At 42.4% G+C, this 14,986-nt stretch carries 15 protein-coding genes; 5 read left to right on the top strand and 10 right to left on the bottom strand.

The window, feature by feature from the left end:
* Nucleotides 1-189: 189 nt before the first annotated feature.
* The 4 genes from I6E86_RS05525 to I6E86_RS05510 all read right to left on the bottom strand — a co-directional run bounded on the left by I6E86_RS05525 (nt 190) and on the right by I6E86_RS05510 (nt 5,187).
* Nucleotides 190-1,695: a tripartite tricarboxylate transporter permease gene (locus I6E86_RS05525; protein ID WP_194363783.1), complete on the bottom strand. Its 1,506-nt coding sequence runs from the start codon at nt 1,693-1,695 to the stop codon at nt 190-192.
* A gap of 5 nt (nt 1,696-1,700) precedes the next feature.
* Nucleotides 1,701-2,156: a tripartite tricarboxylate transporter TctB family protein gene (locus I6E86_RS05520; RefSeq protein ID WP_194363784.1), complete on the bottom strand. Its 456-nt coding sequence runs from the start codon at nt 2,154-2,156 to the stop codon at nt 1,701-1,703.
* Nucleotides 2,157-2,267: 111 nt separating this feature from the next.
* Nucleotides 2,268-3,281, bottom strand: a complete 1,014-nt coding sequence (locus I6E86_RS05515) for a Bug family tripartite tricarboxylate transporter substrate binding protein (protein WP_197175990.1) — start codon at nt 3,279-3,281, stop codon at nt 2,268-2,270.
* A 598-nt stretch (nt 3,282-3,879) separates the two neighbouring features.
* Nucleotides 3,880-5,187, bottom strand: coding sequence for an SLC13 family permease (locus I6E86_RS05510; protein WP_413786989.1), 1,308 nt, complete (start codon nt 5,185-5,187; stop codon nt 3,880-3,882).
* 336 nt (nt 5,188-5,523) lie between these two features.
* Between I6E86_RS05510 and I6E86_RS05505 the strand changes: the two genes are divergently transcribed.
* On the top strand, nt 5,524-6,249 hold the full coding sequence (locus I6E86_RS05505; RefSeq protein ID WP_197175987.1) for a GntR family transcriptional regulator: 726 nt from the start codon (nt 5,524-5,526) through the stop codon (nt 6,247-6,249).
* Between the two features lie 56 nt (nt 6,250-6,305).
* Here I6E86_RS05505 and rluF read toward each other — a convergent pair whose 3' ends face one another.
* From rluF to I6E86_RS05490, 3 genes are all read right to left on the bottom strand, one after another.
* On the bottom strand, nt 6,306-7,310 hold the full coding sequence (gene rluF / locus I6E86_RS05500) for a 23S rRNA pseudouridine(2604) synthase RluF (protein ID WP_197175986.1): 1,005 nt from the start codon (nt 7,308-7,310) through the stop codon (nt 6,306-6,308).
* A gap of 271 nt (nt 7,311-7,581) precedes the next feature.
* Nucleotides 7,582-7,860, bottom strand: coding sequence for a peptidylprolyl isomerase (locus I6E86_RS05495; protein ID WP_197175985.1), 279 nt, complete (start codon nt 7,858-7,860; stop codon nt 7,582-7,584).
* Between the two features lie 148 nt (nt 7,861-8,008).
* On the bottom strand, nt 8,009-8,464 hold the full coding sequence (locus tag I6E86_RS05490) for an Lrp/AsnC family transcriptional regulator (RefSeq protein ID WP_194363790.1): 456 nt from the start codon (nt 8,462-8,464) through the stop codon (nt 8,009-8,011).
* Between the two features lie 148 nt (nt 8,465-8,612).
* Between I6E86_RS05490 and I6E86_RS05485 the strand changes: the two genes are divergently transcribed.
* Nucleotides 8,613-9,530, top strand: coding sequence for a DMT family transporter (locus I6E86_RS05485; RefSeq protein ID WP_227680553.1), 918 nt, complete (start codon nt 8,613-8,615; stop codon nt 9,528-9,530).
* Between the two features lie 72 nt (nt 9,531-9,602).
* Here I6E86_RS05485 and I6E86_RS05480 read toward each other — a convergent pair whose 3' ends face one another.
* Complete coding sequence (locus I6E86_RS05480; RefSeq protein WP_197175984.1) at nt 9,603-10,487, bottom strand: LysR family transcriptional regulator; 885 nt, start codon at nt 10,485-10,487, stop codon at nt 9,603-9,605.
* Between the two features lie 169 nt (nt 10,488-10,656).
* Here I6E86_RS05480 and I6E86_RS05475 point away from each other — a divergent pair, with 169 nt between their 5' ends.
* A complete protein-coding gene (locus I6E86_RS05475; protein WP_197175983.1) occupies nt 10,657-11,820 on the top strand; it encodes an alkene reductase in 1,164 nt (387 codons plus the stop codon).
* 244 nt (nt 11,821-12,064) lie between these two features.
* Nucleotides 12,065-12,286, top strand: coding sequence for a hypothetical protein (locus tag I6E86_RS05470; RefSeq protein ID WP_197175982.1), 222 nt, complete (start codon nt 12,065-12,067; stop codon nt 12,284-12,286).
* A 505-nt stretch (nt 12,287-12,791) separates the two neighbouring features.
* On the opposite strand, the gene I6E86_RS13875 is transcribed toward I6E86_RS05470, so the two are convergent.
* Together I6E86_RS13875 and I6E86_RS05465 are read right to left on the bottom strand one after the other, a co-directional pair.
* Nucleotides 12,792-12,926, bottom strand: a complete 135-nt coding sequence (locus I6E86_RS13875; protein ID WP_413786990.1) for a DDE-type integrase/transposase/recombinase — start codon at nt 12,924-12,926, stop codon at nt 12,792-12,794.
* A 66-nt stretch (nt 12,927-12,992) separates the two neighbouring features.
* On the bottom strand, nt 12,993-13,241 hold the full coding sequence (locus I6E86_RS05465; protein ID WP_197175981.1) for an IS3 family transposase: 249 nt from the start codon (nt 13,239-13,241) through the stop codon (nt 12,993-12,995).
* A gap of 925 nt (nt 13,242-14,166) precedes the next feature.
* On the opposite strand from I6E86_RS05465, the gene I6E86_RS05460 reads away from it, so the two are divergent.
* Nucleotides 14,167-14,986: Ig-like domain-containing protein (locus I6E86_RS05460; protein WP_197175980.1), on the top strand; the 820-nt coding region annotated here is incomplete at its 3' end.

The following is a 14,986-nucleotide window of genomic DNA, read 5'->3' as shown; positions in this document are numbered from 1 at the left end:
ATGTCATTATCCAAAAAAACGGTGGTCACACATAGAGTATGACCACCGTAGAAACAGCATATATAGTTAGAGAACTACTAAACTGCTACGGTGTTAGCCTCTCTAGATGTACGTCTTGTACAATCTGCAGTCGGCTGCCTTGTAGCAATTTTAGAATTCTTTGACTATAGAGCATAGACTGACTAAAAACTAAATAGCTGTCTTTTTATAACGCTTACGATATACGCTGCGGATGATGGGCATGAATACCATTAAGATAGCCAATAACCATAGAACGACAGTAATAGGGCTGCTCCATAAGATACCCAAGTCTCCCTGAGAGATGGACAGAGCACGTCTCAAATTAGACTCCATTAATTCACCCAGTACATAACCTAAAATCAGTGCGGATAATGGGAAGTTTAATTTGCGTAAGAAATAACCAAAGACACCCAGTGCGACCATAAATACTAAGTCAAATGTGGTGCTATGGATTGAATAAACCCCTACAAAGCTGACAGCAGCAATGGCTGGTATCAATATATAGTTTGGCACATCAAGCAGCTTGGCAAATAGGCCAACCAACGGAATATTCATGACTAACAAAATAACGTTACAGATGAATAGCGAGGCAATCAAACCCCAAACGATATCAGGCTGCTCAGTAAACAACTGCGGACCTGGTGTGATGTTATATAAGGTCAATGCGCCCATCATGACCGCTGTCGTACCAGAACCTGGCACACCCAAAGTCAACATCGGTACAAATGAACCACAAGCTGAGGCATTGTTTGCTGCCTCTGGTGAAGCAACGCCGCGAAGATCGCCGTCACCAAAGGTACCAGTATCACCAGCGATTTTACGCTCACTGGCATAAGTCATGGCACTGGCAATCGTCGCGCCTGCGCCAGGCAAAATACCAACAACGAAACCCATCAGACCACTACGGAGCATAGCGCCAAAGGCAAAGGTAAATTCTTTAAAGTTTAGTAAACTGCGCTTGCCTTGAGCAATGACTTTATGCCCAGTTGTTGTTTTTTCTAGTAAGATTAAAATCTCACTGACACTGAAAAAACCAATAACGATAGTCGTAAACTGGATACCATCAGACAGGTTAACGGAATCAAAGGTAAATCGATAAATACCCGTAACTGCATCAACGCCCACGGTTGCAAGACCAAGACCAATTAATGCCGCAATACCAGTTTTAACGGGTTGGTCACCGACTAATCCACTTAAACAGGTGATCGCAAATACCATCAGTACAAAGTATTCAGCGGGTCCAAATGAGATTGCCCATTTGGCAAGTAAAGGGGCAAACAGCACCACGCCGATGGTAGCGATAGTCGCACCAACGAATGAGCTGACAGCCGACAAAGACAGCGCAATACCCGCCTTTCCTTGCTTTGCCAGTGGATAACCGTCCAACGTGGTCATAATGGCACCAGCATCACCGGGTACATTGATGAGAATGGCGGAAATACGACCACCATACTCACACCCGAGATAAACGGCTGCTAACAAAATGAGCGCGCTCTCTGGTGGTAATCCAAGTGCAAAGGCGAAGGGCAGTAAAATCGCCACACCGTTGATCGGACCTAGACCGGGCAACATGCCTACAATCGTGCCTAAAAAAGCACCTATAAGTGCAATCAATAAGTTTTGCGGGGTAGATGCGATAGCAAAGCCATGCATCAAAAAATCAAAAGTATCCATATTGGCTATCCCATTATCCCTGATAACAATCCAAGTGGTAATTTGACGTCTAAAAGCGTGTCAAATAAAACGTATAAGCCAATACTGATTAACACTGAAAAGATAAAGCTTTTTAGAGGATTACCTGCAAACAGTAAACCTACCGCAAAAGACATCAGAATAGTGGCAAGAATAAAGCCCAACACTTCAAAAATAAGACCATAGACCAATAAAGCTAGCGCACAAAGTATCAAGTTTCTAATGATAGGTTTAGTCAGCGCCAAATCAATAGGCTTAGTAAAACTTGCTGGACGAAAAGCGACCACTAGAGCACCAAATGCCAGCAATGAAAAGATTAAAATAGGATAAGGACGAGGACCGATTGGATCATAGGCAATAGGGGCAACGTAGCCAATGGCTAAGTATATTAAGAACAAACTAACCAGTGCCATGAGCCCAGAAAATAGACGTTCCATTGTCATAGTATGATTCCTAAAAACTGAAGTTAAAAGGCTGGCAGGTAATGGCCAGCCTTTAAAAAATACAATGAAAATTTAGCATTCAATTATTAAGACTGTTAAGTTTCAATGTGACTATTTGGCGGTAGCGTCAACAAGACCGTATTCAGCAGATAACTCACGTAGCTCACCAGTACGTTTATAGACGTACGCTTGTAGCTCTTCTCCAGTCATAGAGAATGGCAGTAATTCTTGCTGCTCACGTATTTCAGCAAATTTTGGATCAGCAAGCATTTTGTCAAAGGTTCCTTTCCACCAGTCATAGGCTGCAGGACTCACATCTGGACCCATATAGTATCCGCGAACCACTGGCCAAGTGACATCATAGCCTTGCTCTTTGGCAGTTGGGATATCGGTCATCGTGCCGCCCAGTCTCTCATCTGCAAATACAGCTAATACGCGTAATTTACCCGCATTGGCTTGTGGCATAATCTCAGCGATACCCGCACTAACAACGGTAATATGGTTACCCATGACCGCTGTAATTGCTTCACCGCCACCTTCCATCGCAACATAGGTCATGTCGTTCGGATTGACACCAACAGCTTTGGCTAAGATCGCGGTTTGCATCCAATCTTGACCACCGACACTACCACCAGCACCAAAACTGATAGATTTTGGATCTGATTTTAATGCAGCGACCAATCCCGCCAAATCTTTGATAGGTGACTCTGCATTGATCGCAATAGCGCCATAGTCAGTACCGACACCCGCCAACCATTTCACGTCTTTCTCAGTGAATTTACCGAATTTGCCTTGCGATAAATTGAGGATAGAACCCGTTGAGAACGCGATAATCGCATCATTATTGTCACGATCATTGGCAACGATTTTGTTATAAGCAACCGCACCAACACCGCCTGGCATATAAGTAACACGCATAGGTTCGGTCAAAAGGCCAGTATCTTTTAGGCCAGCTTGAGCAAGCTTACACGTCAAATCAAAGCCACCACCTGGTTTTGCTGGGGCAATACATTCTGGACGCGAAGGGGCATCATAACTGGCTTCAGATGCAGTCGTTTCGGTCTTGTTACATGCGGCAAGGGTCAGTACAGAAAGGCCAAGAGCCAGATAGGATAATTTTTTCACACGACACTCCTTGTGTGTATTGCTGATTAAAAAATTCAATAGAATTCTGAGTCAGACTAGAATTATGAGATACAAAGTTTAGGCAATCGTAATAGAGGTTGCTAAACTTCATAAAAGTAGAGTTTTTAGCGTTTTGCAAAAGTAACAGAATATTATAAAAATAACAAGAAACATATGTATGTATACATGAATTTTATTTTAAGGTACTATCACAACGATTGATGAAAAATCTTTCTGTGTCAATTTTAAGTAAAAAATGACACAGAAAGATTTTCCGAATATATGATGGTTATGTCAATGAAAGCTAATAAATTCAGTTATTTACATGTATTTATAAACATGAGGCATATGTTAAAAACATGCTAGGGTAGGTTGTTGCGGATAAGGAAAAGCGCTAACGTGGTAGATGAGGTTGGTGAGATGAGACTAAGCGCTATAAAACGATACGAAGGGTGATTCAATAGTTATTTAAGACATATAGTTATATGTGTCAGTCGATAGACAGTAGTGTCAAAACTGTCTTTTGGAAGGGATTTTCTTAAGGGTTTTGCTTAAGGGTAGGTCGTGTTCCCACGCTCAACATAAGCACACATGCTAGCTAAAATATCAGCTGGATAAGTAAAATGGCTAGTATACCGATACCAATATCTAAGGGCACTGCTTTGAATAACAGCGCATTGAACAGCTTGTTTTTCTCGATGACCACTTGAGACGCCCCTAACATGAGGCTGCCTCCTGATGAGAAAGGAGAGAGCGAGGAGCTTTGCGCCCCCACCACAATACAGGTAAATAATAACAAAGGGCTCAGTCCAGAGGCGACGGCTAGGGGCAGTACCATAGGAAATAGAGTAGGGGCGACCACGCCAAGTGTACTAGCAAAGAGGGACATGATTGCACTGATAACGAAGATAAGGATTGGTATCAGCCAGATAGGAACGTTGGTACTTAGCCATTCTGTTAGCTCGTAGATAACACCGATTTCAACGCCGAGGCCGATCAACATACCGACCCCACAAATCATAATAAGCGTATTCCAAGGTATTAAAGCGATCACCTTTTTTTCGTCACCCAATTTTAACAATAAGCTGATTAAGGCGAAGAAAATAGCAATAAAACCAATGTCAACTCGAGCGTTCAAAAACTGAATCGCTTCTACGTTAGGCATGAGCAAGTTTGAGATGGGTATAATGAGCACAATGGCCATCATTATAAAAATTAGGATGATAGATTGTTTTTGCTTACTATTGAAAGGCTCTGGAACTATCGTTTGAATCGCAATTTTGCTATTTTTCGCATTGAAAAAGCAATAAATGCTTAAGACGATCACTGGTATCAAAAAGGTAACCGCGAAGACACCTAAAACATAGGTAAAGGTATTATCATTTGCGACGCCTGCCCCGCGCATCAGCTCTCTAAAGATGACACCGCTCTGTGAGGTGATAAAGTTAGCACCAGCTAATGCACCATAGTTCACAGATAAAGTAGCAACGACCAGATTTAAATTAGTGCGTTTAGACAACAGCAGAATCATAGGTGCCATCGTGGCTAAGACAGTGTAATAACCAGCCCCTAAGCCTGCAACGATGGTAGCGGCGAAGAAAATAACCAACGGCAATAATTCGGGAAAGTGACGACATCTATAGATTAAATGATTCGATAGCTTTTCTAAAGCACCGTTCGCCAGAGGAAAGTTGTAAAAGAGCGTCACAGCAAAGATAACAAAGAAGATTTTGAGAGGCCATAGCTCAATAATCTCATGAGTTTTCAGCCCCATACCAAAACAACCGATAAGGTATGAGAAGGCAATGGCAAACAGACCAATATTGATTTTGGTGGTATAGCCCAATATGATACATATGACTATAGCGGCTAGAATATAAAGAGTCATGACTGCCCCTGATCTCAACTGTATGAATTCTATAAAAAACCATAGCAGTTTTTACAGAGTAAAGCGCATTACGCTAATAGTGACGAGTAATTTCGTAAACGAGATGCTTGTAGCTCGTCCTATAAGCCCGTCTGGCTCAGTAGAATGATAGCAAAAAAGGCCATGTCAATTAGACAAGATTGTTCATAAATGTCTAATGATTTAATATTAATTTGATATACATTGAAGTTACTTAAAACTGAAGGTGCTTAAAACGTCAGACAGGTTGATTAGGGATAATTTGGTTTTACGTCAATAGCAATATTTGACAAGATGGATGCAGTTAACAAAAACTTTTCTGTAATGGTGAAAAAAATGTTGAAAGATTTACAAAGTTTTAAATTGCCACGGTACGAGCAAGTACGCTGGCATATTCTAACGCTACTGACAGAAAGTAAGTGGGATGAAAAAACACCTTTGCCAACTGAGCAGGAATTTGCAGATAAGTATCAAGTATCGGTTGGCACCGTTCGTAAAGCAGTCGAAAAGCTGGTCGACGATGGGGTGTTGACTAAATACCAAGGCCGCGGCACTTTTTTAAAGCGTCCAAATTTTGAGAGCTCATTATTAAGGTTTTTCAAATTCCGTGACAAAGATGCTTGCTATGCCACACCGACAGGGGTGGTTAAAAAGCTGATGGTGATAGAAGGTATTGAAGAGATTAACGAAAAACTAGATATAAGTAAGAACAAACCACTCATTTATATAGAGCGTGTGCGCCTCATTGAAGGAAAAGTATCACTCAGTGAAAAGATTTGGCTGCCTAAGAGTCGCTATCAAGCTTTTATTGATCTAGAGCCTGAAGATTTTGAAAATTTGCTATATCCGTTCTACTATACCAAATGTGGTCAGTTTGTCTCGTCTGCCGTAGAGACGCTATTCTTTATCGCTGACCACGTCGATCCTTATTTGGGCAATACTACGCGAGAAAACCTCGTAAAAGTATGCCGTATCGCCAAAAACCTATCAGGTGACCCTATCGAATACAGAGAGTCGTATGGGCTAGCAGAGAAGTTCAGCTATGAGGCGCATATTATTTAGTGAACTGCCCTATAGCGATGTGGCTGAGTGGTAGCAGCCTCGTTATTGGCTGGCTGCTAAGACCGCTTAGACCCTCGACCTTTTGCAGGGCGCTTGCCGTTGGTGGTAGGTTTACCATTGCCTCCAGATTTGCCATTACTCCCTGACGGCTTACCACGACCAGCAGGACGTCCATCTCTACCTTTAGAACCAGCAGGTTTTCTAGCATCATCCTTGGCGTAATGGTTACGTCCTTTGGTCGCACCCGCTGATTTTGACGGTGATTTCTCTTTTAAGGTATCGCTACGAGGTTTTTTTCGTGGTGCATTACGAGACTTTTTACCTGAATGACTGTCTTGCGAAGAAGAGTCTTCTACAGACTTAAGTAAAACAGACAGCTCTTTTGGGGTTAGGTCTCGCCAGTCTCCAACGGGCGTACCCTTGAGACTCACATTCATAATCCGCGTACGCTCAAGCTTCACGACTTCATAGCCAAAATGCTCACACATACGGCGAATTTGACGATTCAGACCTTGAACTAGCGTAATGTTAAACACATTAGGCGCTACTTTAGTCACTGGGCATTTTTTCGTCATCTTGCCAAGCATCGGCACACCGCCCGCCAAACCCTCAATAACACTATCCGTTAACGGCTTATTGACCGTGACCAAATACTCTTTTTCATGGTTATTACCAGCACGTAATACTTTATTGACCAAATCGCCATTGTTGGTCAAAAAGATTAACCCTTGAGAGTCTTTATCCAAACGACCAATCGGGAAAATACGTACCGAATGTCTCACAAAATCGACAATGTTGTTTTTCTCTGAGCTTTCTGTGGTGCTCACAATGCCCACCGGCTTATTCAAGACGATAAAAACAAAATCATCGGCCTCTCGTGGCTCAATCAGCTGCCCATTGACTTTTACCGCATCTCCAGCGACCACTTGCGCACCTACTTGCGCACGCTTGCCATTGATGTATACATTACCTTGTTCAATAAAGCGATCCGCGTCTCGTCTGGAGCAGATACCACTTTCGCTGATGTATTTATTTAAACGAGTCGTAGAAGCGTTAAACATAAAGCACCGTTTTACCTGATAAAAAGCTTTTTTTTAAAAGCCTAAATTGAATGGATTATCAACAACGAAATGGCTCACATTATATAGGAAGTTCAGGGCTTCTTTGATGAGAGATCCGCGAAAACCTACAAACATATCCAGCGTTGTATCAACCAGAATGGCGTCGAAATCACTTCTTTATGATGTCAAAGGGTCAAAAAGCTTAGGGCGTATTCTAAAACGTAGAAGGCGTACTGCCGTTGGTCTACAATCACAGCGCCGACGCTCGCGCTTAGGTTCTGTAAAGTATTTTGACCACATGCCAGCCGAATTTGGTTTTCACTAAATGCGGGGTGTAGAGTTCACTGTTGAAGCAGACTTTATCAAATGCCGGTACCATGTCGCCTTTTTGAAACTCGCCTAAGCTGCCACCTTTCTTACCTGATGGGCAGTTTGAATGTTTTTTAGCCAGCACATCGAACTTAGCGCCTTTTTTAAGCTTGACGATAATGTCTTCAGCCACTTCTTTATGTTTTACTAAAATATGTAATGCGTTAGCGGTACGAGCCATGATGTAAACCTGTCATAAAATATCGATTATCGGGGTATTATATCATTACTTGCCTTGGTTGCTCACCTCACTTGTAGGCGTGGCTTCATCAGCAGTCATTATCTTAGTGGCTCACACACTTAGAACAGCTGACAAGCATCAAAAAATATCAGATAAAAATGGGCAGCGTCGTTTTCTGTATGACTTTTCTCACGGATAAATGGGTATGTATGTCTTTCACGCTGGTCAGCTTATGTAATTTACGAGTGAACTCTTCATAACCATTGAGATCTGGGCTTACCACTTCCAATAAATAATCGTAAGGGCCCGAAACAACATGTCCATTGATGACCTCATCCATCTCGGATAACGCTTGTTCAAAGGCGGTAATCGATCCTTCTTGATGGTTGCTCAGACTGACTTCCACAAAAAAACTCATCGCAATGCCAGCTTTGGTTTTGTTTACGTTCGCTTGGTAGCCCTCTATATAACCTTCATCTTCTAAACGCTTCAAGCGTCTGGCACACGGCGAGGGTGACAACCCCACACGCTCGGACAATTCAGCTGTTGATAAGCGTCCTTCTTGTTGAAGCACTTCCAAAATATGACGGTCGATTTTATCCATACATTACCTTTGTGGTGTTTTCAGCTGAATATCTTGCTTTATTTGGCATTATCCACCAAATTATCATAAATTTGCAATAAAAAAATAGAGATAAAAGCGCAATTTTTGATTGATAATTAGGCTTTATATACAAGGATAAGCCATCCATATGAATACCATCTCTCAGCCCTCATCACGCAAAAACCCCTTGTTTGCCCTGTCTCCGCTGATGAAAGGTTATGCGGCAATGATGGTTGTGATATTGATTTGGTCAGGCTTTGCATTGACTGTGAGGGCAGTTGGGGCATCGTCGTTAAGCATGGCTGATGTCATGCTCATTCGCTTTAGCGTGCCACTACTGTTATTGACGCCTTGGGTATTCTCTAGTTTGAAAGAAATCAAAAATATAAGAGGGGCTGATGTCATTTTTATTTTATTTGGCGGTGCGCCCTTTCTCTTGCTCGCCACTTTTGGCGCGAGCACTGCCCCTGCCGCTTACGTCGGTACTATTTTGACAGGAACGCCCGTATTCTTTGCCGCACTCTTATCCTTTGTTTTTTATCGTCAGCGAATCTCACTAAAGAAATTTTTGGCATTCATGATTATTTTCTTTGGCATAGCCACGATGATGGTGGGGAACGCAGGGCCAACACCTAGTAGTCTGCTACAGGGGATGGCTTTTTTACTTATTGCGAGTTTGGTATGGGCAGGTTACACCTTAGGCCTGAAAAGTACGAGTTTGAGTCCAGTTGCTGTTGCTATCGTATTGTCTTACACCGCATTTTTTATGACATTAGTGATGATTTTATCGGGTCTTTTAGAGACCAACCTCGGGGCTGTCTCTTTTGACGATGCGCTACCTTTTATCTTAATACAGGGCGTTGGCGTTGGTATCGTCTCAACCATTGGGTTTTCTTATGCAGTCAATAAACTAGGTTCCATTCGCACCTTGCTGCTTGGCTCCTTGTCTCCTGGATTAACCGCTTTACTCGCAGCTTTGATACTCAATGAGTCTTTATCAATCGCAATGATGTGCGGCATCGTGTTAAGCACAGTTGGTGTCATTTTATCCAATCGAGCGCAGTAAATTAACATATGTCTTCCTTTTAAAAATAAAGATAAAAGCAAGGTCAAACTACCAGCCCTTACGCTATGCTTACTATAGATTTCTCAACTGCTCAATCAACCAACGATGTATACCACTGTCAGTAGTGCGTGGGTGCCATGCCGCGATGACTTTAAATGTCGGTGGCAATGCTTCAACCTTAAGCTCTTTGACCTTATTGTTCGGCAATAACCGCGAAGGATAAAACGCAATCATGTCAGTCGTGTGCAAAATATCTGGTACAGCCGAAAAGCTAGGAACCGACATCACAATATTGCGTTTTAGACCTTTTTCTGCAAACCATTGATCATGAGAGCCACGTAAATTGGCACGCGAGGGTGACACGACGAGCTGCGCGTGTACAGCCACTTGCGCCAGCGTTAATGGCTCTGTGGCAAAGGTATTTTCACAACCCGTCACGCATAAATGTTGCTCTTCAAACAGAGTGATATACGATAAGTTATCTGGGATAAATTCAGGAAATGTAATCAACAAATCAAGCTCACCTGCTGCTATCAGCTGATTGATATTGTCCGAGGCAAAATCACGGACGATCAGCTTCAAATCTGGCGCGTCGCGTCGCGTAATATTAAACAATTGCGGTAATAATGCCTGCGTTGCATAGTCGGTCGCACTAATCGTAAAGACGCCCTTGTATGTGTGCGGCATAAAGACTTCTGGCTCTAACAAATCTTCCAACTGTTTTAGTATATCGTTAAGGGCTTGCTCCATCGATAAGGCCTTTGGCGTTGCTACCATGCTATTGCCTTGACGAATAAACAGGCGATCATCAAACACCTCACGTAACTTACGCAGTTGCTCACTGATGGCTTGTTGGGTCAGCCCCATTTTACGTGCGACTTGTGACAAGTTTTTTAGATCAAGCAGTGCTTGTAATACTCTAAGCTGCTTAATATCGAGCCGATTCATTCCATTCATCATGCATACCATTAATAGTTGTATCTTAAACAATAACTGGTTGTTTCTAATTGTACCCTCAAAACGCTATGCTGACCATATTGCTTACCTAATCATTAGATTGGTTAAGCATCAAAACAGGCTCAATACCTTTAATAATAAGCCATCAGCTGCTTTAAAAGAGACACTTATGACACAAACCATTCTCAACACAAATACACTATTTTCCTCTGTAGCACTTGGGCCTTATACGCTTAAAAACCGCATCGTGATGCCACCGTTGACACGCTCTCGTAGCACGCAACCTGACAATATCCCTAATGACTTAATGGCAAGCTATTATGCACAGCGCGCGTCAGCTGGATTTATGGTGACTGAGGGCACGCAGATTGAACCAAGAGGCCAAGGTTATGCGTGGACACCCGGTATCCATTCACCAGCCCAAGTTGAAGGCTGGAAAAAAGTCACGCAAGCAGTACATGACAAAGGCGGTATTATTTTTGCTCAGCTTTGGCATGTGGGCCGTGTGTCGCACATCAGCTTGCAGCCTAATGGTGCTCAGCCAGTAGGGCCTTCTGATATTACTGCTGATAACGTAAAAGTATTTATTGAAACAGGTCCAGGTGAAGGTGCATTGGCCGATCCAAGCGCGCCGCGTGCACTCAGTACCGATGAAGTTGGTGAGCTGGTAACGATGTATGCTCAGGCTGCACGCAATGCATTAGAGGCGGGTTTTGATGGGGTAGAGCTGCATTGTGCCAATGGTTATTTGGTCAATCAGTTTATCTCTGAGCATACCAATCAGCGTGATGACCAATATGGTGGGTCGTTGACCAATCGTCTGCGCTTCTTAAAAGAGATCGTCGCTGCTGTCAGTGATGTGGTCGGTGCTGATCGTTTGGGCGTGCGTTTTGCGCCATTATTTGCCAGTACCACTGAGACACGTGTGTATTTGGGCTTGGTAGAGTCAGATCCCCATCATACGTATGTCGAAGCGGTCAAAGTGCTGGAACAAGCGGGCATTGCTTACTTGTCTATTGCTGAAGCCGATTGGGACAATGCGCCTGATTTGCCAGACACGTTTTATCAAGCGGTCAGAGAAGAATTTTCGGGCCGTATCATTTATGCTGGCAAGTATACGGTACAAAAAGCCGTGAACATTTTAGAAAAAAGCTACGGTGATTTATTTGCGTTTGGTCGTCCTTTTATCGCCAATCCAGATTTGCCAGAGCGTATCGCCAATAACTGGCCATTGAATGAGGCAGACCCTGCCACTATGTATGGTGGTACTGATGTTGGCTATAGTGATTATCCTTACTATCGTCAATCCTCTATAAAAGAGGGACAGCGTTAACCTCGCTTGAAGTATCACCTATACATCTACACTCGGTTGCCTTGACTCTCTTTTAGACTGAATCAACGATATCAAGAATAGCAAAGCACATAAACAGTGAACAAGATAAGGCCATTAATACTAATGGCCTTATTTTTGTTTATAAATTTGGGACTTGTAGGACATTCCCAAACAGTCAATCATCAAGCGACAATTATCGTTTTTGTCGCGTAAAGATTTTTCTTTTATCCATAGGTAGTAGGCAATGAATCAGAATTCTAAAGACAGACTGATACGCATATTGGTAGGGTATGTCGGACTTTATCCAACGCTCCTGATCGTATTGACGTTATTGAAGCCTGTGACTCAAGGCTTAAGCCTACCAGTAGTGGTATTAATTGAAGCTATCATACTGGTTCCGCTAACACAGCTGGTGTCGTTTCCGCTAGCAGGTAAGCTGATTGATATGCTGAGAAAAAATAAATAATGGTTGTTTACGTCTTTTTTAGGTTTTGATATCTGAACAGCCCCGACTTTATCGTAAGTTGACTTACTTAGGTCAGGCAGAGATGCCTGACAGAGTTGAATTATCATAATATCGCTTTTCAAGTTCAAAAGTTGATACATAATCAATCGTGCTATGTAGATGAGTTTTGTGGAACCTGAAAAACATTAAAAATTGATTGATTATCGATTTAGCTTTGCAAGACGAAATCTGTGCTCGAAGTACCGCCCATTCAAAGGTTGCTAGTTCAACATCATTTACACTATTCCAGCTCTGCTTTAGGTATTTAATCACCTCAGACTTATACAGTCTCTTGCTCATTTCAACCAGTGCGGTATGATATAAATCACCAGTCGTGCCCATAAAAATGATAACCCAAAAGATATCATTCGCTATGATGAATCACACCTTTGGGGTTATTTCTGTCTGCTATACATTGATTTAATGCTGCCATCACCATATTGGTGTTCATAAGATTAGATACTTTTCATCCAACGATAGCGTGAGCAAACACATCAATAATAAAAGCGGTATACACCCAGCCACTCGTTGTTTTGATATAAGTGAAGTCTGCAACCCACAGATGGTTAGGACGATGAGCATTAAAGTTATGCTTGACTATGTCATTTGCAGGCTTTTGGTCATCACGACTGTGAGTTGTTATTTTCCCTTTACCACGCCAAACCCCTTACAGCTCATACTGAGTCATTAACCGCTCTACCGTACAACGAGCCACATGAATGCCATCCGCTTTCCTCTGCTGCCAAACCTTACGAGCACCATAACGATATTTGCTGTCCTGCCAAATATGTCTAATCTCACTGAGATAAGACTCGTCATGCTGTTGGCGTAAAGAGCGCTTGTTTGAGTTGTCACTTAAGTCTTTAGCACGATAATAAGTTAATGGGGCAGGAAAACGTGCAAAAGCTACAAGCATTAGAAATGTGCATAGAATTCGTTTGCATAGTGAGATTAATTATATGTTAGATGTTGAGTTCGAAAAGCAGTATTGTAATAGTACTAACCTGTTTGCCATTGCTACCTGACTCAGGTAAGTTACATCTCCGATGTAGTCGGTGGCAGTTAAACCTGATGAGAGGTCGAAAACAAGTTATGAGCAGCTAAAGTAGACTTACTCTTTTACTATAGTATTATAAACATATAATTAATGTTTACTTAATCATGAGTTTGCAAAGATGAATGGTATCAGTATTAAAGCTTTGATTTATAGAGGGTTTAACCACTGATGAAGCACCACTAATAAAATAAAATGATAAGATAAGATAAGATTGTGAAGATATTACTGAAAAATACTATTGCCATCATTTTGCCAATAACTTTATTTAGAATGTCTTCTTACGCTATTGCTGATGGTATAGACAACGATGGTGACAATCGTCGTATATAAGGTATTATAAAGTTATCATCGATCTCGAGTTATTATTTGAGAGGGATCAATCTATTTTACGTCCAGAATACTATGCCAAAATAGCTGAATTGGCAGCATTTATGAAGCAATATCCTAACACGTTAGTAGCTATCTAAGGGCATGCCGATAGCAGAGGTAGCAAGAACTATACCCAAGTATTGTCATAACGCCGAGGAGGTACAATCAAAAGAGTTTTGATCTCGCAGTTTGGAGGCAGTACTGAGTGTCTTGCCGGCATTGGTTATGGAGAGTTTAAAAAAAGAAATAGTAGTGATACGGTAGAAAGGTGACAGTTGAACCGTCGAGTCGTGACTGTGATAGAAAAACGTAATCGATAATTGTGTTTTCCTTCGATGAATTAGGCTACCTGATAATAAGCTAACTTAGACAACATATTTAAATATTGAATTAAATTAAATTGAAAGGTGAAAACATGAATACGATTATAGTAAAAACTAACGATGCCACTCAGACTATCAGCCAAGTACAAGTAGCGACCAAGGATGGCACGCCTACTATTATTACCGCTATGGATAGAGTGAACTACGAGTTCCATGATACTGCTATTGGTCATGCACCTAACCATATTATTACTAAGCGTATAAAAAATGACTTGCATGTCTCTTTTGAAAAAGACGGTCAAGAGAGTGATTTGATCATAGAAGGATTCTATGACGAACCAGATAGTGCCTTGATCGGAATCGCTGAAGATGGTGAATATTATTATTATATTCCTGATACTGGTGAGACTTATGATTATGTCACACAGTTAGAAGTTGGCGATGTTGAGGGACAGGCTTTAGGTGGTGAGGATTATGTCGCTGTCGCTGCTATACCATGGTGGATTCCTGCCGCAGCTGCATTAGGCTTAGCAGGTATAGCTGCGGCGTTAAGTGGAAGAGGGGATGACAATGTCATAGCGCCTGTGAACAATGCCCCTGTGGCAACCGATGGTGCTATCAGCACCCCAGAAGGTACGGCTATCGCTGTACCGCTGATTGCCAGTGACATCGATGGCGTGGTTGAGGGCATCACCCTCACCACCTTGCCAGATGCTGCCCAAGGCGTCCTAAGTTACACCAATGCGGCAGGGGACAGTGTGCCTGTCGTCGCGGGTACCTCGCTGAGTGCTGCTGAAGCAGCCACCGTGCGCTTCACCCCAACTGAAAACTTCAATGGTGCGGTGGACGATATCGAATTCTTCGCCACCGATGATGATGGCCTAGACTCAGCGCCTGCCACCGTGACGGTCA

The sequence above is a fragment of the Psychrobacter sp. SWN149 genome, assembly GCF_015864565.1.
Classification (GTDB): Bacteria; Pseudomonadota; Gammaproteobacteria; order Pseudomonadales; family Moraxellaceae; genus Psychrobacter.
This window is presented reverse-complemented; position numbering and strand designations above follow the sequence as displayed.

Coding starts and splice junctions, on each gene's coding strand:
- I6E86_RS05520 (WP_194363784.1), bottom strand. CDS start 2,156: ATGACAATGGAACGTCTATTTTCTGGGCTCATGGCACTGGTTAGTTTG.
- I6E86_RS05495 (WP_197175985.1), bottom strand. CDS start 7,860: ATGGCTCGTACCGCTAACGCATTACATATTTTAGTAAAACATAAAGAA.
- I6E86_RS05485 (WP_227680553.1), top strand. CDS start 8,613: ATGAATACCATCTCTCAGCCCTCATCACGCAAAAACCCCTTGTTTGCC.
- I6E86_RS05470 (WP_197175982.1), top strand. CDS start 12,065: ATGAATCAGAATTCTAAAGACAGACTGATACGCATATTGGTAGGGTAT.
- rluF (WP_197175986.1), bottom strand. CDS start 7,310: ATGTTTAACGCTTCTACGACTCGTTTAAATAAATACATCAGCGAAAGT.
- I6E86_RS05475 (WP_197175983.1), top strand. CDS start 10,657: ATGACACAAACCATTCTCAACACAAATACACTATTTTCCTCTGTAGCA.
- I6E86_RS05480 (WP_197175984.1), bottom strand. CDS start 10,487: ATGAATGGAATGAATCGGCTCGATATTAAGCAGCTTAGAGTATTACAA.
- I6E86_RS05525 (WP_194363783.1), bottom strand. CDS start 1,695: ATGGATACTTTTGATTTTTTGATGCATGGCTTTGCTATCGCATCTACC.
- I6E86_RS05490 (WP_194363790.1), bottom strand. CDS start 8,464: ATGGATAAAATCGACCGTCATATTTTGGAAGTGCTTCAACAAGAAGGA.
- I6E86_RS05505 (WP_197175987.1), top strand. CDS start 5,524: ATGTTGAAAGATTTACAAAGTTTTAAATTGCCACGGTACGAGCAAGTA.
- I6E86_RS05465 (WP_197175981.1), bottom strand. CDS start 13,241: ATGCTTGTAGCTTTTGCACGTTTTCCTGCCCCATTAACTTATTATCGT.